General features: G+C 49.2%; 21 protein-coding genes. 2 read left to right on the top strand and 19 right to left on the bottom strand.

The features are described from left to right. Positions 1 to 39: 39 nt before the first annotated feature. From FGB90_RS06770 to FGB90_RS06795, 6 genes are all read right to left on the bottom strand, one after another. Entirely contained in the window at positions 40 to 381 is a 342-nt protein-coding gene (locus FGB90_RS06770) for a LapA family protein (RefSeq protein ID WP_138809761.1), read from the bottom strand. Positions 382 to 486: 105 nt separating this feature from the next. Beyond that, positions 487 to 1,389 carry a cation diffusion facilitator family transporter gene (locus FGB90_RS06775; RefSeq protein ID WP_138809763.1) on the bottom strand — a complete coding sequence of 301 codons (903 nt, stop codon included), beginning with the start codon at positions 1,387 to 1,389 and terminating at the stop codon, positions 487 to 489. Positions 1,390 to 1,616: 227 nt separating this feature from the next. Then, positions 1,617 to 2,549: a protein translocase subunit SecF gene (secF, locus tag FGB90_RS06780; RefSeq protein ID WP_138809765.1), complete on the bottom strand. Its 933-nt coding sequence runs from the start codon at positions 2,547 to 2,549 to the stop codon at positions 1,617 to 1,619. Beyond that, on the bottom strand, positions 2,539 to 3,861 hold the full coding sequence (gene secD, locus FGB90_RS06785) for a protein translocase subunit SecD (protein WP_138809767.1): 1,323 nt from the start codon (positions 3,859 to 3,861) through the stop codon (positions 2,539 to 2,541). Before secD ends, secF begins: the two co-directional genes overlap by 11 nt. A gap of 206 nt (positions 3,862 to 4,067) precedes the next feature. Further along, a complete protein-coding gene (locus FGB90_RS06790) occupies positions 4,068 to 4,403 on the bottom strand; it encodes a post-transcriptional regulator (protein WP_138809769.1) in 336 nt (111 codons plus the stop codon). Between the two features lie 21 nt (positions 4,404 to 4,424). Beyond that, the gene (locus FGB90_RS06795) at positions 4,425 to 4,913 is read right to left on the bottom strand and encodes a COG2426 family protein (RefSeq protein ID WP_246056070.1); all 489 of its coding nucleotides are present in this window, start codon (positions 4,911 to 4,913) and stop codon (positions 4,425 to 4,427) included. 213 nt (positions 4,914 to 5,126) lie between these two features. Here FGB90_RS06795 and spoVB point away from each other — a divergent pair, with 213 nt between their 5' ends. Continuing rightward, positions 5,127 to 6,677, top strand: coding sequence for a stage V sporulation protein B (gene spoVB, locus FGB90_RS06800; protein ID WP_138809771.1), 1,551 nt, complete (start codon positions 5,127 to 5,129; stop codon positions 6,675 to 6,677). Between the two features lie 99 nt (positions 6,678 to 6,776). On the opposite strand, the gene FGB90_RS06805 is transcribed toward spoVB, so the two are convergent. Together FGB90_RS06805 and FGB90_RS06810 are read right to left on the bottom strand one after the other, a co-directional pair. Beyond that, positions 6,777 to 7,430: a DUF421 domain-containing protein gene (locus FGB90_RS06805; protein WP_246056071.1), complete on the bottom strand. Its 654-nt coding sequence runs from the start codon at positions 7,428 to 7,430 to the stop codon at positions 6,777 to 6,779. Positions 7,431 to 7,613: 183 nt separating this feature from the next. Beyond that, the gene (locus FGB90_RS06810) at positions 7,614 to 8,900 is read right to left on the bottom strand and encodes an ArsB/NhaD family transporter (RefSeq protein WP_138809773.1); all 1,287 of its coding nucleotides are present in this window, start codon (positions 8,898 to 8,900) and stop codon (positions 7,614 to 7,616) included. Positions 8,901 to 9,044: 144 nt separating this feature from the next. Between FGB90_RS06810 and FGB90_RS06815 the strand changes: the two genes are divergently transcribed. Next, the gene (locus tag FGB90_RS06815) at positions 9,045 to 9,425 is read left to right on the top strand and encodes a TIGR04086 family membrane protein (RefSeq protein ID WP_138809775.1); all 381 of its coding nucleotides are present in this window, start codon (positions 9,045 to 9,047) and stop codon (positions 9,423 to 9,425) included. 102 nt (positions 9,426 to 9,527) lie between these two features. On the opposite strand, the gene yajC is transcribed toward FGB90_RS06815, so the two are convergent. The 11 genes from yajC to pheA form a co-directional block, all read right to left on the bottom strand. Beyond that, complete coding sequence (yajC, locus tag FGB90_RS06820) at positions 9,528 to 9,791, bottom strand: preprotein translocase subunit YajC (RefSeq protein ID WP_138809777.1); 264 nt, start codon at positions 9,789 to 9,791, stop codon at positions 9,528 to 9,530. A gap of 254 nt (positions 9,792 to 10,045) precedes the next feature. Next, positions 10,046 to 11,185, bottom strand: coding sequence for a tRNA guanosine(34) transglycosylase Tgt (tgt, locus tag FGB90_RS06825; RefSeq protein WP_138809779.1), 1,140 nt, complete (start codon positions 11,183 to 11,185; stop codon positions 10,046 to 10,048). A 111-nt stretch (positions 11,186 to 11,296) separates the two neighbouring features. Continuing rightward, positions 11,297 to 12,325: a tRNA preQ1(34) S-adenosylmethionine ribosyltransferase-isomerase QueA gene (gene queA / locus FGB90_RS06830; RefSeq protein WP_138809781.1), complete on the bottom strand. Its 1,029-nt coding sequence runs from the start codon at positions 12,323 to 12,325 to the stop codon at positions 11,297 to 11,299. A gap of 139 nt (positions 12,326 to 12,464) precedes the next feature. Beyond that, positions 12,465 to 12,683 carry a DUF2905 domain-containing protein gene (locus FGB90_RS06835; protein ID WP_138809783.1) on the bottom strand — a complete coding sequence of 73 codons (219 nt, stop codon included), beginning with the start codon at positions 12,681 to 12,683 and terminating at the stop codon, positions 12,465 to 12,467. Next, positions 12,680 to 13,681 (bottom strand): Holliday junction branch migration DNA helicase RuvB, encoded by a 1,002-nt coding sequence (gene ruvB / locus FGB90_RS06840; protein ID WP_138809785.1) that lies wholly within the window; start codon positions 13,679 to 13,681, stop codon positions 12,680 to 12,682. The genes FGB90_RS06835 and ruvB overlap by 4 nt, the downstream gene beginning before the upstream one ends. Before the next feature lie 92 nt (positions 13,682 to 13,773). After that, positions 13,774 to 14,391: a Holliday junction branch migration protein RuvA gene (ruvA, locus tag FGB90_RS06845; protein ID WP_138809787.1), complete on the bottom strand. Its 618-nt coding sequence runs from the start codon at positions 14,389 to 14,391 to the stop codon at positions 13,774 to 13,776. A 155-nt stretch (positions 14,392 to 14,546) separates the two neighbouring features. Next, positions 14,547 to 15,110, bottom strand: coding sequence for a BofC C-terminal domain-containing protein (locus FGB90_RS06850; protein WP_138809789.1), 564 nt, complete (start codon positions 15,108 to 15,110; stop codon positions 14,547 to 14,549). A gap of 126 nt (positions 15,111 to 15,236) precedes the next feature. Next, positions 15,237 to 15,953 (bottom strand): YebC/PmpR family DNA-binding transcriptional regulator, encoded by a 717-nt coding sequence (locus FGB90_RS06855; protein ID WP_138809790.1) that lies wholly within the window; start codon positions 15,951 to 15,953, stop codon positions 15,237 to 15,239. A gap of 115 nt (positions 15,954 to 16,068) precedes the next feature. After that, positions 16,069 to 17,004 (bottom strand): YhcN/YlaJ family sporulation lipoprotein, encoded by a 936-nt coding sequence (locus FGB90_RS06860; protein ID WP_138809791.1) that lies wholly within the window; start codon positions 17,002 to 17,004, stop codon positions 16,069 to 16,071. 173 nt (positions 17,005 to 17,177) lie between these two features. After that, positions 17,178 to 18,794, bottom strand: coding sequence for a LysM peptidoglycan-binding domain-containing protein (locus tag FGB90_RS20205; protein WP_210237227.1), 1,617 nt, complete (start codon positions 18,792 to 18,794; stop codon positions 17,178 to 17,180). Between the two features lie 568 nt (positions 18,795 to 19,362). Further along, on the bottom strand, positions 19,363 to 20,247 hold the full coding sequence (pheA, locus tag FGB90_RS06870; protein ID WP_138809793.1) for a prephenate dehydratase: 885 nt from the start codon (positions 20,245 to 20,247) through the stop codon (positions 19,363 to 19,365). Between the last annotated feature and the right edge of the window lie 35 nt (positions 20,248 to 20,282).

Genomic DNA, 20,282 nt, shown 5'->3' on the forward strand with positions numbered 1-20,282 from the left:
TTATACAAGAGGGGGTCAGGGGTGACAACGCACTCGTGACTATTGTTTGTGATTTGTTATTTCCTTTTTTTCCGCCTCTTCTGAACCCGTGTGGCCGCTTCGTTCCTTAACCCGTGAACGTTTGGCAGGATCCGGCTCCAGTTTTGCATTTTCCTGTTCAAGCTTTCTGATCCGTTTCTGGAGGCTGTAGATTTTATATATCCCAACCCCGCCAACAATCAGGCCACCCATCAGCACCGAACCGATAATAACGAGTACGAGGGGCCATTCAGCCTGGCCTACAAGATAGTTCACTTCCACCGGCTCCACATTGATTACTGCAAAAACAGAAATAAGCAGCGCCACAATAATCCCGGTAATCAGTCCCCATTGTCCTCTCAACAGCAGCATCTCCTCTCTCCTCGATTATTTGATGATCGTAAGTTTATCTGAAGCCCCGCTTCCTGCGCAGTGCGACAGCTTTCATCCGTACTGCTTCAATGATGTTCAGTCCTCTGAAAAGGGGTTGATATGAACGCGGACATCCTGAACGTATTCGTCCTTCATCAGACGGTCTTTCACTCTTTTTCCTATTCTATGCCCTTCTTCGACCGTAATGTGGGGATCGACCGCTACTTTAATGTCCACAATGACGTAATGCCCATGTTCACGTGCGAGAAGTTCGTTAATTTCCAGGACACCTTCCACTTCCTGCGCTGTTTTGTACATTTCTTCGGTGTCCTCTTCATGAAGGACATGGTCAAGGGTGTTGTGAATCGCTTCACTGCCCAGCTTCCACGCCATTTTACCGATCAGAATCGCCACAAAGAAACCGGCAACCGGATCGGCGTAGACGAGCCAGTCGATTCCGGTATTCCCGCCAATAATGGAAGCCCCGACCCCGAGCAGAGCAGCTGCCGAGGAGAACACATCGGACCGGTGGTGCCAGGCATCTGTGATGAGAGCATCACTTCTGTATTTTTTACCCAAATGGATCTTATATCGAAACATCAGTTCTTTCACGATGATGGAAAAAATGATCGCGTAAATAGCAGCCATACCAGGCATGGCAATTGGTTCGAAAAGTGCCTGCACGGCGTTGAGTGCAATTTCAAAACCGACAATAAAAAGCAGGACAGCAACAATTATCGCCGTCACGGTTTCCGCTTTACCGTGACCGTATGGGTGATCTTCATCCGGCGGCATTCTGGCAGCCCTTACGCCCACCAGTACGGCTACAGATCCCACTACATCGGACGCAGAGTGCACGGCGTCTGCCACGAGCGCCCGGCTGTTTGCCATAATCCCCGTGACGGCTTTAATCACGGCGAGGACGACGTTGCCTATAATTCCGACCCAGGCGCCCAGCCTGACTTTTTTATACCTGATATCCTGATCTGCTTCTGTCACGCCGGTCACTCCTTTATGTAAGTCATCTTATTAGTGTACACAATCCGAACGGGAAAAGAATCGGCCTAATTTATAATGATTGGATAGTGCTATTGACTCCGCTGGATCTTTATTGGCCAACAGCGGTATTGTAGTGTTACTATCCATTTCTATATCCTTCTCCCTGACCCGGCAACTCATGCAGAAAGCCTGCCGGGTATGCGGACCGGACAGGCTTTCGATAAAAACTATGCTTCACTTTCCTGAACATCTTTGGAGTTAAACTTCGCTTTCTTAAGCTGGCGTCCTTTCATAACAGCCCAGAGCTGCGCTGCAATGAAGAGAGAAGAATACGTTCCGGCCACGAGCCCGATCACAAGAGCAAGGGAGAATGTGCGGATCGCTTCTCCACCGAAGATGAGAAGAGCACCTGCCGCAAATACAACTGTCAGCACTGTATTTATTGAGCGGGCCAGCGTCTGAATAAGACTCTTGTTTACTACGCGCGCCACATCTTCAAACGTTTTAACTCGCTCTTCCAGCTTCATGTTTTCCCGAATACGGTCAAACGTGACGATCGTATCGTTAATCGAATAACCGATAATCGTCAGAACCGCCGCAATGAACGGGATATTAACCTCCCACTGGATGATACTGAAGATCGCCAGGATAAACAGGGCGTCGTGGAAAAGAGCAATAATCGCTGCAAGCCCGTAAAGCAGCTGAAAGCGGATGGTTACATAAATAATGATCCCGACTGCTGCAATCAATACACTGATCAAAGCGTTCATGGCAAGTTCCTGGCCGACAATGGGCGTAACACTGCTGACCGTCGGCACATTGCCGTACACTTCTTCAAAATGGCGCTGGGCTTCGAGCGTCTCCTCCTGGGAAAGAACCCCGATAAAGACTGCACGCCCCACGTCGTTTTCATCACCGGCAAGTGTGATATCATCCGGTTCCAGTCCGATAGCTGCAAATTGGTCTGCAATTTCTTCCTCGGTCACCGTTTCATCGGCGAGAACGTCCATTGTCGTTCCACTGCTGAAGTCAATACCAAGGTTAAGTCCAAGTGTAGAAAGAAGGATGATTCCCACTGAAATCAGTACTGCTGAAAAGGTGAAAAACTTCTTTCGATGTCTAACAAAATCCAGTTTTGTTGTCTCATGATTAAAGTTCACTGATTTCACTCTCCTTCACACCGAACAGCTTCGGCTTCTTATTCAGAATCCGGCTGTTCACCCACAGACCGAGCAGCAGTCTTGAGCCGTATACTGCCGTAATAAAGCTTACAAGAATACTTGTGATCAGCATGACCGCAAAGCCCTGTACGGCACTGTTACCGTAGTAGAACAGCACTCCTGCTGCAAGAATCGTAGTAATGTTCGCATCCAGAATCGTGGACAAAGAGCGTCGGCTTCCTGATTTAAAGGCACTCATCATTGACTTTCCGGAGCGCAGCTCGTCCTTGATCCGTTCATAGGTAATGATGTTTGCGTCAACCGCCATACCAACCCCGAGAATCAGGGCGGCAATTCCCGGCAGCGTCAGAACGGCATTCATCCAGTTAAACACCACAAGCACAAAATAGATGTAGACGCTGAGCGTAATAACGGCCATGATCCCCATAAACCTATAGTAGAGGAGCATGTATGCAAAAATCAGGGCTACCCCGATAAAGCCTGCCGTAACAGCAAGGTCCATCGCCCGTTCCCCAAGTGAAGCCCCAACGGAGTTGGAATAAACTTCATCCAGCTGCACCGGCAGGGCACCTGCATTCAGAATCCCCGCAAGATGCCGGGTTTCCTCCACCGTAAACGTCTGGCTTTCAATCATAATATCCGTTGTTCTGAGTGTCCGGTTGACACTGGGAGCGGAAACGATCTTGGAATCTTCTTTGTTTATCTCCTCCGCAAACGTATCGCCTTCCTCATAGTCAAGCCAGATTGCCATAACATTATCAGGAGGATCGTACTCCATAACCTGCTGGGAGACTTCCGCCATCTGGTTTGCATCGCGAAGGGTGATACTTACAATTGGACGGTTTGTCTCTGCGTGGAAATTCGGACTCGCCCCTCCTTCAACAAAATCCGATCCATCAAGGAGCAGGTTGTCCTCTACATCCCGGAGACTGAGCCTTGCTTCAGTGGAAAGAAGTTCACGTGCAGTCTGCTGATCCGTTACACCTGCCAGCTGGACGCGAATTCTGTCCTCCCCTTCAATTCTTACGTTCGGCTCGGATACCCCGAGCACGTCAATCCGGGCGTTAATCGCCGCAACTGTGTCGGTCAACAGATCCCGGTCCACTTCCTGACTCTCATCAATCGGCGTAACTTCATACAGAACTTCAAAACCGCCCTGCAAGTCAAGTCCCAGACTGATGTCTTCTGCGTGATCTGTTACATTGACTGCGATGAGTCCGGCAAAAAACGAAACGATGAGGAAGAAAACCGCAATCCGCCACTTCTTAACGCCTCTTTTTTTATTTTTCATGACCCCACATCCTCCTTATGTGCCAAGCCGCTGCTGTCACATGTACAAAATTAAATCCGCTGCAGGCGGGATGTCAGCTCCCCGGGAGAATTCCTCTGCGGGGCCCGCTGCCCTAATTGCTGCTTAACGGAACATTAACCCTGTAACATCCGGCATTTACCCAATATTCCCATTATAGCCAGCTGAAAAAAACCAGTCAATCCGTGTTACTTTTTCGTAAGTCCGTCCAGGTTCATCTCATCCAGACTCTGCGGTGCATCTTCGTCACCTCTGAAATAATCCGGCTCCTTGTATGCTTCCACGGTCAGGAAATTCATGTACTCCGAAGAATTGAGACTCATCACATCCCCGAGTAACCTGTGGATGCGGAACGGCTCTTCAAGATCGCCCCGCTTGATGTCCTTCTGCCACTTTACGGTGACACACTGCCAGACATCCTCTACCGTCACTCTTTCATACCCGAGCATCTGCCACTCCTCCGCCTTGCTCTCGAGTGCCGGCATAAGCTCTTCTTTCCACGCGTCAAAGTTCGTATTTGCCATGAACCTCTCTCCTTTCCATTGTTATCCAAAGAATCCGTAGGTAAACAGCGTCACGCCAACCCCTGCAATAAGCACCCCGAAACTGATGGCGGCAAACGCCAGCTTCGTCGGAATGAAAAACAGGATAGCCGCAAGTGACGCCGAGTAGGCTCCTGTCGTCGGAAGGGGAACCGCTGTAAATAAAATAAGGCCGAGGGCCCCGTATTTCTCCACTTTTTCACTCTTGCTCATCGTCCGTTTATAGAGCCAGTCGTAAAACCGCTTATAAAAGGCAAACCGCATCATGAACTGACTGATCGGCCTGAATAAAATCAGAATCGGCAGAATCGGAAGCAGGTTGCCGATCATGGCGTAAATCATCGCTTCATACCAGGCAAGGCCCAGTAAAAGCGCCATTGGAATCCCGCCGCGAAGCTCGAGGATCGGCATTGCCGATACGAGTACGACAAGAAGTTCCGGTGGTAAAAATGAAAAATTCTCTAGAAAAAATTCCTGTAGTCTTTCTTTCAATGCCTGTCGCTCCTTTTATGTAACTCACTCCTGAACCGGACAATCCCCGTAACTTGTCATGCCCGGCCCCCCATTCAGCATATACATCTTTAAGAAAAAAATCTATAACACACGGAAAAAAAGCTTTAAAAAATGACTGTCTATTTCAGCCGAACAGACAAGCTTTCTCTTTGGCGGGCAGTCACAAGTCTTCTAAAAAGGCAGGGGCTTTTCATGACAAAGCAGTCATTTTTAAAAGGAGCATTTATCCTGATCATCGCCGGGCTCATTACCCGCATTCTCGGATTTGTAAATAAGATCGTTGTAGCCAGAATCATGGGGGCGGAAGGTGTGGGGCTCTACATGATGGCTGTCCCGACTCTGCTGCTCGTGATCACACTCACCCAGCTCGGGCTTCCTGTGGCGATCTCCAAACTGGTTGCAGAAGCGGATGCCGACGGAGACCGGGCCCGTATCAAAAAAATTCTGGTGGTTTCAATAAGTGTAACAGCCGTTCTGAGCGTTATCTTTACAACAGCAATGATTATCGGGGCACCACTGATTTCACGCACGCTTCTCACCGATGCCAGAGCGTTCTATCCCCTTGTGGCCATCGCGCCTATCGTCCCTGTTGTTGCTGTTTCCTCCGTGCTGCGCGGCTACTTCCAGGGGCTGCAGAATATGAAACCTACAGCCTACTCACAGGTGATTGAGCAGGTTGTCAGGATTACCCTTGTCGCAACGTTTACTATGGCATTTCTTCCCTACGGCATTGAGTATGCAGCGGCAGGAGCAATGATCAGCGTGGTGATCGGTGAACTGGCTTCACTAATCTACATGATATTTCAGTTTAAGCGCAGGAAAAAATTCAAAGTCCGCAGGCAGTTTTTCAGTTATGTACGTAATGGACGCGAAACATTTAACAGTCTTATGGGAATTGCCCTTCCGACAACCGGAAGCCGTCTGATCGGCAGCGTTTCGTTTTTCTTTGAACCGATCGTCGTCGCGCAGAGTCTTGCGATTGCCGGTGTGGCAACTGCAGTTGCCACCGCCCAGTACGGTGAGCTTGCCGGGTTCGTAATTCCTCTGCTGCTGCTTCCGACTTTTATTACGTACTCCCTCAGCGTCTCCCTTGTGCCTGCCATAAGCGAAGCAGCATCGAGGAAGCAGTACGGGATTATTCATCACCGTCTGGGTCAGGCTCTCCGGCTCGCCCTTGTGTCGGGTGCCGGCTCCGCTGTTCTTCTCTATATGTTTGCCGAACCGATCATGACTCTCATGTACAACGCGCCGGAAGTTGCGGTGTATGTCGTTATAATGGCTCCATTCAGTATTTTCCTCTACTTTCAGGGGCCTCTCCAGGCTGCTCTCCAGGCTCTCAATCTGGCGAAGGCGGCAATGGTTAACAGTCTTGTTGGTGCAGTAGTAAAAATCGTCCTTATCTTCGTTCTCGCCTCCCGCCCCGAACTCGGGATCATGGGAGCGGCGCTTGCCATCGTTACGGGATTTATTCTCGTCACACTTCTGCATTTTGCAACACTGGTAAAAACGATCAGTTTTACGATTGACGTAAAAGCGTGGATCAGGACAGCCGCTGCCATTGCGGCCGCGGCCGCTGCCGCCTGGCTCTCTCTGGAATATGTCCACATTCCGGCAGGACTTGTGTGGACGACGCTTCTGCAGATTACAATTACCCTTGTGGTTTACGTGATTGCCCTGTTTATACTCGGGCTGATCAAGCGGGAGGAAGCTAAGCGCCTGCCGCTGATCGGAAAGTACTTTTAAACGGGTATTGGTGATCTGCCCTCTCTCAGTAATCGAAAGAGAAACCCTGCTTAAAACAGATAAGAAGAACACTGTATCCCGCTCTAGCAGCAGAGGGGATCAGTGTTCTTTTTTTTCGTCGATATAAAACTGGTTTTCCCCCGTCATCATACAGCAGGAGATTTTTCTAATATCCCTGTAACCGAGTTTCCTGAGCTGCTGTCTGAGCCAGAGCGGGGTCCGGTTCATTTTTTGCAGGTGCTCTTCCTGCACTTTTCCATTCATTACAAGAGGCAGCGGCAGGGGCGTCGTCTTCTTTTCGTGTCTTCGCTTTTTAATAATTGACAGGTTTCCTGATGGCTCCAGAAAGGCAAATTCCACATCCGACGGCGTCTCCACGTTTTTCTGCCTGAGCTGTACAAGGAGATCGTCAATACTGTATCGCTGCTTTCTCATTTCTTCTGCATCGATTTCCCCTCTGTTGATAAGTACGGAAGGTTTTCCATCTATCAATTTCCGGATTCTGCTGCTTTTAAGGGAAATAAAAGCGAGTGTAATCTGTATGATCATAAGAATGACCATGGGGAGGATCTGGCCCGCCATGGGCACCGATGCATTCCAAATGGAGACTGCAGCCAGTTCTGCAATCATGATGGCAACAACAAAGTCCACAATCGAGAGCTGGCTGAGCTCCTTTTTCCCCATCAAGCGCAGAACGAGAATGACGACAAAGTAAATAACGATCGTCCTGAATGCGATTGTTCCCAGTTCCACATCCCTCACTCCTCGCTGATGTCCTTTGTCCTAGTGTTGCCTGAGCAGGGCCTTTTTCCCGTTGTAATAGTTGGAAACTGAAAAGCATCCCTCGCTGCCGAACGGACGATCCAGCTGTCTTCATCACCTTCTTAAGTCCCGGCAACTGGAAAAGGCCGCCCTCCCGGAAGAGGCGGCCTGGCGCTACATATGAATCAGATACCTGAAATAGATGTAAAAGCTTGAAATCACAAACGATATGATTGCTGCCGGACCGCCGATTTTCAGGAAGTCCACGTAACTGAACGGCTGTCTTGCTTTTACAGCCATCCCGGCCACAATGACATTTGAGCTTGCTCCAATGAGGGTACCATTCCCGCCGAGACAGGCACCAAGTGCAAGGGCCCACCATAGAGGGTCAAGATTGGTCATACCAAGCTCCTGGAACTCGAGGATCACCGGAATCATAGCTGCCACAAACGGTATATTGTCCACAAATCCCGAAAGAACACCTGATACCCACAGAATGAGCATCGCCGTTTTAGGCAGGTCCCCTTCTGTATAGGCAAAAATGCTGACAGCAATCTGGTCGATGATCCCCACCTCTTTCAGACCGCCAACGAGCATAAACAGACCGACAAAGAAAAAGAGCGTCACCCATTCAATCGCCTGGAAAACTTCTTCTGTCTGCTGTTCCTCGTGGGTCAGAAACATGAGCAGAAGCGCACCGGCCATGGCAATACTCGTCAGTTCAACGTTCAGCAGCGGCTGGAGAAGAAAACCGGTGGTTGTCAGGATCAGAACGAGTACAGATTTAACGAGAAGGTCCCTGTTCCTCAGATAGTCTTTTGGATTGAGATCCATCAGGGCTCTACGCTGTTCTGTAGAGACGTGAAGCTGCCCCCGGTACAAAAATGTTACCCAGGCCATAATGACAAAAAAGATGAAAAGCACTACCGGTCCCAGATGCACAAGAAACGCATTGAATGTAAGATGCTCCACTGCCTGGCCGATCATCAGGTTCGGTGGATCACCTATGAGCGTCGCTGTACCTCCAATGTTGGAAGCAAGAATGGTCGCCAGCAGATAAGGAATTGCTGAAATCTGCAGAAGTTTTGTGAGAGTAAAAACAATTGGAACGATAAGAAGTACGGTTGTAACGTTGTTCAGAAAGGCCGATCCTGCTGCTGTCAGGGTTGAGATTACAAGAAGAAGCGGAAGCGGTTTTCCTTTCACAGTGCGGGCCAGTGAAATCGCAACATATTCAAAAAACCCGCTCTGACTCGTGATGGAAACGAGAATCATCATGGATAAAAGGAGCACAATCGTATGCCAGTCGATATGCTCAATAAAAGCTGTATTCAGATCCAGTACGCCGGCAAAAAGCATCGCCACGCCACCGAGGCAGGCAACGAGCGCACGATTGTATTTTTCACTGATAATAAACATATAGCTGACTACAAAAATCAGGATTGTCAACACCAGCGCCATACGGACAGCCCTCCTTTTCCTCCGTACATCTCTATGAGGTGAAGGGGACAAACATGCCAGGCTTAAAAATGCCCGTCTATTTTCTGTACGAGCTGAATACGCATTACTAAAACCACGTTTTTAAACAGGGAGGTCATCCGTATAATGGCTCAGCGGCAATTATTTTCAAGCGCACTATATGGCATTTTAGCCATCCTCATCCTCGTCCTTTCAGCCAGTCTCATCGTTTCATTTATATTGAGGTTCACGTCGATGGATGAGGGGTCTTTTGCCTGGTTCCTGATACTCTTTTCATTTCTGGCAATGTTTATCGGCGGATTTATTTCCGGCGGAAAGGCAAAACACAAAGGATGGATCGCAGGTGCTGCCACAGCAGTTCTTTACACAGCTGTTATATTTCTCGTCCAGTTCCTGGGTTACAATCAGCTCTTTGATATGCAGCAGACACTCATGCATGCCGGATACACAGGCGCTTCGGTACTCGGTGGTATTCTCGGGGTGAATATGGTCGGTGGAAACAAATGACTGCTCTCCGGGTCAGCTGAAGCTCTGCCCACAGCAGCGACAATTAAAATCCCATAAAAAAATGGCTCTCACTCAAAGTGAGGGCCATTCTCTTTGTGTTTATCAGTCACGGTTTGTAACGTCACGAACCGCCTGGCGGTCGAACGTCAGCTTGTTGCCGTTGTCCACCGCTACGATGATGCGGTCGTCATCAATCGCATCGATTGTGCCGTGAAGTCCGCCAATCGTGATGATTTTATCTCCCTTTTCAAGAGAGGAATGCATCTGCTGAATCTTCTTCTGCCGCTTCTGCTGCGGGCGGATCAGAAGAAAGTAAAAGATCGCAAACATTAATAGTAAAGGTACGAGTGCCCCTAACATGTCCATCTGTTTTTCACCCCTTTCAACGAATACCATCCGTTCACTTTCTCTGTCTGTAAGGAATACGTACAAATTTCCTCTGTTAACAAGTGTTGACTCTCCGGTACTATTGTAGACAATGTTTTGACTGAAAATCAATTAAAAATTGAAAACCTGCAGAAAGTTTGTAAATAAAACTGCAGGGTGATCCAGTTTCAGGAATTTTTTAAGTAAATTACCATCCACTGAAACCCAAAAGTTGTTCCCCTTCACTGCCGTTCCTAGAAGTTCTTCGCATCCTTTTTATTGAAGCCGTACTGCTCGAAAAAATCCTCTTTAAAGTCAAGCAGACGGTCTTCCCGGATTGCCTGACGAACATTTTCCATCAGCTTTACCAGAAAATGAAGGTTATGATAGGAAGTCAGCCTGAATCCGAAAGTCTCGTTGCACTTGACAAGGTGGCGGATGTAGGCGCGAGTATAGTTGCGGCATACATGGCAGTCACAGTTTTCATCAAGGGGCCTGAGGTCCCGTGCATATTTGGCGTTACGGACAACGAGTCGTCCCTCACTTGTCATGAGGGTGCCGTTTCTTGCAATTCGAGTCGGCAGCACACAGTCAAACATGTCGACCCCGCGGATTGCTCCGTCAATAAGGGAATCGGGTGAACCGACGCCCATAAGATAGCGGGGTTTGTTTTCAGGGAGAAGGGGAGTCGTGAACTCGAGAGCACGGTTCATGACATCTTTCGGCTCTCCTACACTGAGGCCTCCGATGGCGTAGCCAGGAAAGTCCATACTGACAAGATCTTCTGCACTCTGGCGGCGCAGATCCTCATATTCCCCGCCCTGTACGATGCCGAACAGCCCCTGGTCTTCAGGGCGTTTGTGTGCTTTAAGGCAGCGCTCTGCCCACCGGGTCGTACGCTCCACGGACGCCTTCATATAGTCGTGCTCTGCCGGATACGGCGGGCATTCATCAAAGGCCATCATAATATCGGGACCGAGTGCGTTCTGAATATCCATGGATCCTTCAGGAGAAAGAAACAGTTTTTCCCCACTAAGGTGGTTTCTGAACTCGACGCCTTCTTCGGTAATCTTACGCATGTCGCTCAGGCTGAAAACCTGGAACCCGCCGGAATCAGTGAGGATTGGCCGGTCCCAGTTCATAAAGGAATGAAGGCCGCCCGCCTCCTCAATAATTTCATGGCCGGGCCGGAGCCAGAGATGATACGTATTGCTGAGGATAATTTCGGAGCCCAGCTCCTTCAGTTCCTCCGGACTCATTGTTTTAACTGTGGCAAGAGTACCCACGGGCATAAACACGGGGGTTTCAAAAGACCCGTGTGGTGTGTGAACGCGGCCAAGCCGGGCACCGGACTGGCGGCACGTTTTTATATGTTCATACGTTACTGCTGGCATTGTGTGTCACTTCCCTCTGTTTTTCCTGTCCGGACCCTGCCGTGGCCCGGGCTGTAAATCCTTTTAACTTCTTTACAGTCACTGCACGCAAATTCCCTGCCTGCAGTTTAACTAGATGATCAGCATTGCATCTCCGAAACTGAAAAAGCGGTATCGCTCTTCCACTGCTTCGCGGTAGGCGCTGAGTACGTTCTCTCTTCCCGCAAACGCGCTCACCAGCATGACGAGCGTGGACTTCGGAAGATGGAAATTTGTAAGCAGTCCGTCCAGCGCCCTGAACTCAAAACCAGGATAGATAAATATATCCGTCCAGCCGGAGGAGGCTGTCAGTTTTCCATCGTGGTCACGGGCAATCGTTTCAAGGGTCCTGGCAGAAGTAGTGCCTACCGCCAGAATTCGTCCCCCGCCTGCTTTTACCCGGTTCAGTGTCTCGGCTGCGCCTTCATCCATCTGGTAAAACTCCGCATGCATTTTATGTGATTCAACGTCGTCAACCGAAACCGGCCGGAACGTACCCAGGCCAACGTGAAGGGTAATGTTAACAATCTCCACACCTTTCTCCTCTGCTTTTTCAAGAAGTTCATCAGTAAAATGGAGTCCGGCTGTCGGCGCAGCTGCGGAACCGCGATGTTTTGCATAAACGGTCTGATAGCGTTCCTTCTCCTCAAGCTGCGTCTGAATGTAGGGCGGAAGCGGCATCTGGCCAAGCTCGTCCAGTACTTCATGAAAAATACCGTCAAAGCTGAACTGTAAATCACGCCGTCCTTCTTCAAGCTCACCAGTACAGGTACCGACCAGTCTGCCGTCACCAAAGCTTACACGCGTTCCTTTTTTCAGCCGCCTGGCAGGCTTCACCAGGGCTTCCCACGTATGCTCCCCTTTTTCCTTAAGAAGAAGTACTTCAATTTTCGCCCCTGTTTCTTCCTTTACACCTAAAAGGCGCGCCGGAATCACACGGGTATTGTTAATGACAAGGGCGTCCCCCGCCTCTAAATATGAAAGCATATCCGTAAAATTCCGGTGATCCATTTCGCCGGTCTTCCTGTCCAGCACTAAAAGCCGGGACTGTGTACGGTCCCTGAGCGGTGTCTGGGCGATCAGTTCTTCCGGAAGTGAAAAATCAAATTGTGATACATCCATCGCTTATGTCCCTCTTTCTTTCGTTAAGCACAGGCTGGTTACCTGCTGAAATACATACCTGTCCAGTATAGTAAAAAATGCTGCAAAGCGCCAATGGAAATGGAAAAACTGAACCCGGCAGCAGCCGGATTCAGTTCTCCTATCTGAAACGACCGAACAAAAACAGAATAAGTGAAAGGACAATACTGATGATAATCGACGTCATGAGAGGAAAATAAACCGTCGTATTTCCGTTTTTGAACAGAAAATCTCCGGGCAGCCTGCCGAGGTTAATATACCGTCCGCCTACCTGCCATACAAGTCCTGCAATAACCAGAATCACACCCAGTGTAATCAGAAGCTTCGGTATGGTGCTCACGTGCCCGGCACCTCCAGATTAAAGTGATCGTAAACACGATGGGTTACCATCCTGCCCCTTGGTGTTCTCTGAAGAAAGCCGATTTGAAGCAGGTAAGGTTCGTACACATCCTCGATTGTATGTGATTCCTCTCCAATCGTTGCTGCGATCGTATCAAGACCAACCGGGCCGCCTTTAAATTTTTCAATCATCCCTTTTAGAAGTTTATGATCAATATGATCGAGCCCTTCCTGATCAACCTGCAGCAGCTCGAGTGCTTCATCAGTAATGGCCTTTGTCACTTCACCCTCGGCTCTTACCTGGGCAAAATCCCTCACCCTTCTGAGAAGGCGATTGGCAATTCTCGGTGTACCGCGTGATCTGCGGGCAATTTCACCGCCTGCTGAGCGTTCGATAGACACATTCATTACATCTGCTGTACGGGTAACAATTTCGGACAATTCCCCTTGAGTATAGAACTCAAGCCTGCTCATCACACCGAACCGGTCTCTCAGAGGCGCAGACAGCATCCCGGCCCGTGTGGTTGCCCCGACAAGGGTGAACGGAGGCAGGTCCAGCCGCACCGAACGTGCTGATGGTCCTTTTCCGATTACAATGTCGAGACAGAAATCCTCCATTGCAGGATAGAGCACTTCCTCAACCGACCGGTTCAGCCGGTGAATTTCATCAATAAACAGGACGTCACCGGGTTCAAGTGCTGTCAGGATCGCTGCAAGGTCTCCGGGGCGTTCAATGGCGGGACCAGCTGTGGTTCTTAGATTAACACCCATTTCATTGGCGATAATGGAAGCAAGCGTTGTTTTACCGAGACCCGGCGGTCCGTAAAGAAGGACGTGGTCAAGGCACTCTTCCCGCATTTTTGCAGCCTCGATAAAGACTTTAAGGTTTTCTTTTACAGTCTGCTGACCGATGTACTGGGAAAGACGCTGGGGACGAAGGGACAGTTCCTGCCACTCTTCTTCACGCTGCGTTTCCCCGCTGACGATTCGTTCTTCCATTAATCGTTCCTCCCTTCTTTTACAGGGCTCCTGCTTTTCTGAATGTAAGCTTTACAAAGCTTGCTGAAGCCTTTTAATAAGGTGGTCGTATCCTAAACTTTAAGCATCAGTCTTAGCGCTTCTTTGATATATCCATCGGTAGTAAGATCCTTTTCCTGAAGCTTAGGCAGTGCCCTCTTGATCTCACGGTCCACATAGCCGAGAGCTTTGAGCGCTTCCACCGCTTCATCAAGCTCTTTACTGCTGTCTTCCTTCTGATAGGCGGACTCAGGCACCGGATCGCCGTTTTTATCCAGTAGGGATGGCATCCACTCAGGCAGTTTTCCTTTCAGATCGAGAATAATCTGACGGGCTGTTTTTTTCCCCACGCCCGGAAACTGGACTAGGAAACGCTCGTCTTCTTCTTCAATTGCCTGCACAACCCGCTCAGGTGCACCGGATGCCAGAATCGCAAGTGCCCCTTTCGGCCCAATCCCGGATACCTGGAGCAGCTTTTCAAAAAGTCGGCGTTCACTCCGGTTATGGAACCCAAATAGTTTGATCGCATCCTCTCTCACGTGCTGGTATGTATAAACAGTCAGTGTTTCCCCCTGCTGCTTTTGAAAACTGAACGGATTGGCACAGAAAACGAGGTAGCCAATTCCGTTCACATCAATGACAATATATTCTGTATCGATATCATTTAATTTACCGGTAACAAATTCAATCACTGTATCTCTCCCCTGCTGTTATGCGAACATATATTTCTATCTTAGCATATTCAGCCGGTTTGGGGTATGCCCGCAAAGTGAAACAAAGAAAAAAGAGGTCCCCGGAAAGGCAGTATTAATCAGCCTTTGGAGGGACCCTCCCATTCGTATTATAATCATAACTCCAGCGCATACTTTTCATAAATCTGAAGGACATCCAGATACTGGTCTCTCGAAAAAACGGGAATTCCTTTTTTTAATTCCGTATGGGCGTGACTTTTGAGTTCTTTTGTATTAATCTGCCAGAAAGACTGAATAACTTCATTATCCTCCGGTTTACCGTTATAGATATTCAGCATCCCGTCGGGTGACAGGCCAAAATAACCGTTCAGCTTTAAAAGTGGCGAAATATCATTTACATCCTGTCTGAAAATCACCTGATCGTAATCATGGTCGATGAGCTGCCATTCATCGTAATAAGACCAGAAATCCTCCATGGACCAGATGACTTCCTCCACGATCTCTTCGCTCACTTCACCATCGAGGTAAACCCTCTGCAGTACGACATCAACCGTCTGCGGACCGTTAACCTCCCATGCTCCGTTATCCGTTCTCTGTGTTCTTTCTTCCTCCGCTTCTGCATAAGAAACGCCGGCAGTTACAAACAGCAAAACGATAAGAATGACCGGAAGAATACCCGGTTTTTTTCGTCTTAATAAATAAATTGAGGTTGCAGACATCTTAATGCCCCCCTGTAAACCAAAATGAGCGCCGGCTGCGGGATGCAGTCAGCTGCCGGACCCCGGTATCGTCCGGTCAAACTCATTGTTGCCAATTCAGGACAATTTTAACCGCCGATCTGTTCATCAGGATAGATTGTGGTATACCGACTGAATGTCCTCATTCTCCTCCAGCACATCAATAAGTTCCAGGACCTCTTCTGACTGGTCCTCAGTGAGATCTGTTTTAATGTCAGGCACCATACCCACTTCCGCATCATCTGTCTTAAATCCCTGATCCGCAAGAAACTGCCTGACATTCTCAAACTCGCCAGGTGAAGTGAATACTTCAACAGATGCTTCTGTTTCGTGTACGTCTTCGGCGCCTGCTTCTATTGCAGCAAAAGTGAGCTCCTCAGCCTGTTCGTTTACATCTTCGAAAACGAGAATGCCCATGCGTTTGAACATATAAGCGACACACCCGTTTTCTCCAAGGTTTCCCCCGTTTTTATTAAATGCCAGTCTGATTTCGGCTGCAGTCCGGTTTCTGTTATCCGTCAGTGCCTCAATGAATACCGCCGTACCATGTGGACCGTAGCCTTCGTATGTAACTGTTTCGTAGGTAACTCCTTCGAGGTTTCCTGTTGCTTTTTTTATTGTCCGGTCTACATTTTCACTCGGCATGTTCGCTTCTTTCGCTTTTATAAGTGCCGCTTTCAGTCTGGCATTCGTTTTCGGGTCCTCTCCCCCTTCCCTGACTGCTGAAAAAATCTCCTTGGAGATGCGTGTAAAAACTTTCCCTTTTTTTGCGTCCTGTCTCCCTTTCCGGTGTTTAATGTTGGACCACTTGGAATGTCCGGCCACATTAATCCCTCCTGTCTTTTTACGTTTACTATAACATACCGTAATTACAGGACTTCAGGAAAACAGCTGAGGCAGATTACCGGAGTAACCTGCCTCAATCCATAATATTCAGTGATTAACGGGATCGTGTGAACGGGCGCTGAACAGCACGTCCAAGGTCCTGGGCCATATCGTTAAAGGTGGCACCGATTTCCTCGAACGGTTCGCCTGCACGCAGACGGCCGTCCATGGCACGAAGCTGATCAAGGTGTTGACGGTCTGTTGCTACATAAACATCATAATCATCGTTCATCTGATGAATCATCTTTTTGACGTTATGCTCTGTGCGTTTACTGTCACCGGTTGCTTCAAGACCAACAATAACATCATTGCCGTTCATGATTACACGGCATTCTTCAACACCGTCCATACGCTCAATGCGGTTGGACAGTCGGCGGGCACGGTGTCCGTCTTCTCCGTTGTAATAACCGGTATAGTTCTGGCCGGACATTCTGCCTGACTTGTCACGCATGTTGTAGCGCTGCTGGTTATCATACCCCATAGGACGGCTTCCCCGTGGATCAAAACGGTTAAGAATACCATTGTCGTCAACCATTCCAGGACGGTTGTCCCCGGTAATTCCACGTCCGGCACCAAATCCGTTTGTTCCCATTGCACGGTTTTGTCTCTGTGCATTCGGTTCCAGCATGCGGGCACGGTCGCCGAATCCAGTTGTCTTTCTGCGGAATTCAGCTCCTTTGTGTCCACCGCGGGCACGGGTCTGGTATCCAGTCATCGGATTGCCGTAGTTGGCTCCTCTTGCACCGTACATTTCTGTCTCACGACCACGGTTTTGTCCATAACCCTGACCATAGAAACTTCCGGTAGCTCCGGCTCCAGGACGGCGATTCAGGAATCCGGCATCTTCCCGTCCGTAATTATCATAATTACGGGACTGGTTTGCGAAGAAACCACCCTGAGCGCCTTCCTGGTCGTCCGCTTGACCACCGCACCCTGCAAGACCTGCAGTAAGCATCATAGCAGCTGAAATACCCAATAGCCATTTTTTCATTTGTTTTTCCCTCCTTTCACCCTTTAGGATGCGGTTAGGAAGGGAAAATGATGACTGTTACTTAAAGGAAGCTCATCCTTTTTTACGACTAAAAACATACCGTCACCGGCAATCAACAGTTCTTTATGTAACCCGAAAACCGGATGCACCTTTGCACCCGGTTCCGGTATTTATCAGTTTTCTTCATTTTCTCCGTTGGTCTGAGGCGTCTGGTAAGGATAGTACATCGGCCATGCCGGGTGTCCTCCGCGCATCATGCCCTGGCCATAGGAACCAAACCCTGCCGGTGTATGCATAAACTGCTCCATCTGTCCAGGCTGAAACTGGTGATCGGTAAGGTCTCCATACATGTGAGCCATATCACCCGGCTGATACATGCCTTGCAGCTGTTCCACGTCAAAATCGTTATCGAAATCATCATCCATCATCAGTTCGTCGTGATTAGTAAGCATACTTTCATCCATCATCATATTCGGCTGCATCTGTGCACCCATGACATTAGGCATCATCATGTTCGGATCCATCTGCGCGCCCATCACCTGCGGCATCATCATGTTCGGATCCATCTGTGCTCCCATTACCTGCTGTGGCATCATCTGGTTCGGCTGCATTTGTGCTCCCATTACCTGCCCATTCATTCCGTAGTACGGCTGCTGACAGGCACAGCCCGGCATAACAGGACTGATTGGATAATATCCATGGTGCATCTGCTGACCCATCACCTGCTGCTGAGGCATCATCTGGTTCGGCTGCATCTGCGTACCCATTACCTGCTGCGGCATCATCTGGTTCGGCTGCATCTGCGCCCCCATTACCTGCTGCGGCATCATCTGATTCGGCTGCATCTGCGTCCCCATTACCTGCTGTGGCATCATCTGGTTCGGCTGCATCTGCGCTCCCATTACCTGGTGCGGCATCATCTGATTCGGCTGCATCTGCGCTCCCATTATCTGGTGCGGCATCATCTGGTTCGGCTGCATCTGCGCTCCCATAACAGCTCCGGCACCAGCACCCATCATCTGGTTTGCCTGAGCACCCATTACCTGGCCACCCATCTGGTTCGGCTGAGCCTGGGCACCCATCATTTGGTTCGGTTTGGCCTGCTGACCAGCAACCTGTGATTTGGGCTGCTGTTTCGGCATCTGCTGTTTGGGCTGCTGTTTCGGCATTTGCTGTTTGGGTGCGGCTTTCGGCTGCTGTTTCGGCATCTGCTGCTTTGGTGCAGCTTTCGGCTGCTGCATAGCTTGTGCCGGCATTTTAGGCTGTTGTTTTGGTGCGGCTTTCGGTTCCTGTTTCGGCTGCTGCTTTGGTGGTGCTTTCGGTTCCTGTTTTGGAGCCGCTTTTGGTTCCTGCTTCGGCTTTGGCATCTTTGGAGGTGCGGCTGCTTTAGCAGGTTCCTTTTTCGGTTCCTCTTTCTGCTTATAAAAGTTAAAATTAAGTTTCTGCTGGAGTTTAACAGGCGGTTTTGCAGGCTCTTTAACCGGTGCCGGTGCTGGTTCCTCCACCAGAGGCTGCACCGGTTCCTCTTTTGGCTTTTCCTTAGGCATTTCCTTGGCCACAGGCTGCTCTTTTACCGCGCCTGCTACAGGCTGCTCTTTTGCTGCTCCCGCCACCGGCTGTTCTTTTTTTGCCTGAACGCCATTTGAAGGTACCTTGATCTTCATTCCCGGCATGATCAGATCAGGATTGCTCAAATGGCCGTTGGCTTTTTTCAGCTCTTCGAAATTCACTCCGTATTTCTGAGCCAGATTCCAGAGCGTGTCGCCTTTCTGTACAATGTGTATTTTCACTTCCCGGATCCCTCCCAAACATATTCTTTACCATCCTATGCACCCATGGGCGAATGGTCACCGCGGAAAACCGAACAGACCCTTTCATCTGATTTTATGTTTTGGGGACGGATTGTAGACTATTGTTTAAAACAGGGACGAGTTCAATCTTTATCCACTCCTGCGTCTACAGGAAATAAACAGGATTGCTGCCCGTTCACGCAAGGCAGCTCCCCCCTACCCTATAACAGTCCTTTTTTAGGCTCTGTTAAAGTTCGTTGTTGATTCTCGCTCACTGCGCTCCCTTTCCGCAGGAGTGTCGCACGTTCGCTCCCATCAGTTTAAAAATCAACGTTAAGCTTTAACAGAGCTTTTCTTTTAAACAAAGGCTGTTTTAGGAAAGATTGTTATTTTTCTACGCTACAGACCGACGCTTTCCGCGGGCAACACCTCAGCCTCCTCGGGAAAAACACCCTGCGGGGTCTTCGGCTGTTGCTTTCCCCGCCGGAGTCGCGCCCTTCCGCTCCGAAATTAGTAATACCAATAGCAACAATTTTTACGAAAAGAACGTAAACAAAAAAGCCCCTCCTTATTCGGGAGCGGCTTCGGACCTATGAAGTAAAAAACATGGATAGCTCCCCAGCACGGAAACACCGCACCCGAGGGCTTCGATTTCTTTTATGGCACCGGGGATCAGGATGTCATCCATCTCCCTGCTGATATCGATAATAAACAGATAATTGCCCAGCCCGGTTTTCATCGGGCGTGATTCTATTTTGGTTAAGTTCAGACGTCTCCAGGCAAATGCGGAAAGTACCTGGTGAAGGGCACCGGAGTGATCTTCCGGAAGTTTGACGACCAGGGTAGTCTTTGCCCCGGTTACTTTAAGTTCTCCCCCTGGTTGCAGGGACATTTTTTCTACATCTTCATTTTTACCCAGTGCAACAAACCGTGTATGGTTATTTTCATAATCATTAATATCCGTTCTCACTGTACTCAGCCTGTAAAGACGGGCTGCTCCTTCATTGGCAATAGCGGCCACTTCAGGATTGGCAGACGCATATTCGGCAGCGGCAGCTGTGGACGGAGCATATTCAATCCGGACGTTCGGGAGATTTTTTCTGATAAAAAGATGACACTGTGCAATGGCATGGGGATGGGAATAGACTGTTGTCACTTTCTCATGCCAGGTATCAGCTGAATCAGGATGTACAAGCAGATGCTGTCTGATCGGGATTGTAAGTTCCTTCAGAATCGGCAGCTTTTCGTGATGGATCAGATAATCGAGCGTCAGATTTACCGATCCTTCAATTGTATTTTCCAGTGGTACGACTGCTGCGTCCACCTTCATATTTCCCACGCCGTCAATCGTATCCGGAATGGTTTTGTACGCTTCCAGAGCCGCATCCGGATAGAGTGAGCGTACCGCAGTATGAGTAAATGAGCCTGCAGGCCCGAGGTAACCAGCCTTCATGATTATAAACGCCACCTTTTTGCTATTCCTCTTGT

This window comes from Alteribacter natronophilus (assembly GCF_006007885.1).
In the GTDB taxonomy this organism is placed as follows: domain Bacteria; phylum Bacillota; class Bacilli; order Bacillales; family Salisediminibacteriaceae; genus Alteribacter; species Alteribacter natronophilus.

Excerpts from the sequence above, each read along its gene's own strand:
- ruvB (WP_138809785.1), bottom strand. The coding sequence starts at position 13,681 with ATGGAAGAACGAATCGTCAGCGGGGAAACGCAGCGTGAAGAAGAGTGG.
- secD (WP_138809767.1), bottom strand. The coding sequence starts at position 3,861 with ATGAAAAATAAAAAAAGAGGCGTTAAGAAGTGGCGGATTGCGGTTTTC.
- FGB90_RS06860 (WP_138809791.1), bottom strand. The coding sequence starts at position 17,004 with ATGAAAAAATGGCTATTGGGTATTTCAGCTGCTATGATGCTTACTGCA.
- FGB90_RS06850 (WP_138809789.1), bottom strand. The coding sequence starts at position 15,110 with ATGTCTGCAACCTCAATTTATTTATTAAGACGAAAAAAACCGGGTATT.
- tgt (WP_138809779.1), bottom strand. The coding sequence starts at position 11,185 with ATGCCAGCAGTAACGTATGAACATATAAAAACGTGCCGCCAGTCCGGT.
- spoVB (WP_138809771.1), top strand. The coding sequence starts at position 5,127 with ATGACAAAGCAGTCATTTTTAAAAGGAGCATTTATCCTGATCATCGCC.
- yajC (WP_138809777.1), bottom strand. The coding sequence starts at position 9,791 with ATGGACATGTTAGGGGCACTCGTACCTTTACTATTAATGTTTGCGATC.
- FGB90_RS06810 (WP_138809773.1), bottom strand. The coding sequence starts at position 8,900 with ATGGCGCTGGTGTTGACAATCCTGATTTTTGTAGTCAGCTATATGTTT.
- pheA (WP_138809793.1), bottom strand. The coding sequence starts at position 20,247 with ATGAAGGCTGGTTACCTCGGGCCTGCAGGCTCATTTACTCATACTGCG.
- FGB90_RS06815 (WP_138809775.1), top strand. The coding sequence starts at position 9,045 with ATGGCTCAGCGGCAATTATTTTCAAGCGCACTATATGGCATTTTAGCC.
- FGB90_RS06790 (WP_138809769.1), bottom strand. The coding sequence starts at position 4,403 with ATGGCAAATACGAACTTTGACGCGTGGAAAGAAGAGCTTATGCCGGCA.
- queA (WP_138809781.1), bottom strand. The coding sequence starts at position 12,325 with ATGGATGTATCACAATTTGATTTTTCACTTCCGGAAGAACTGATCGCC.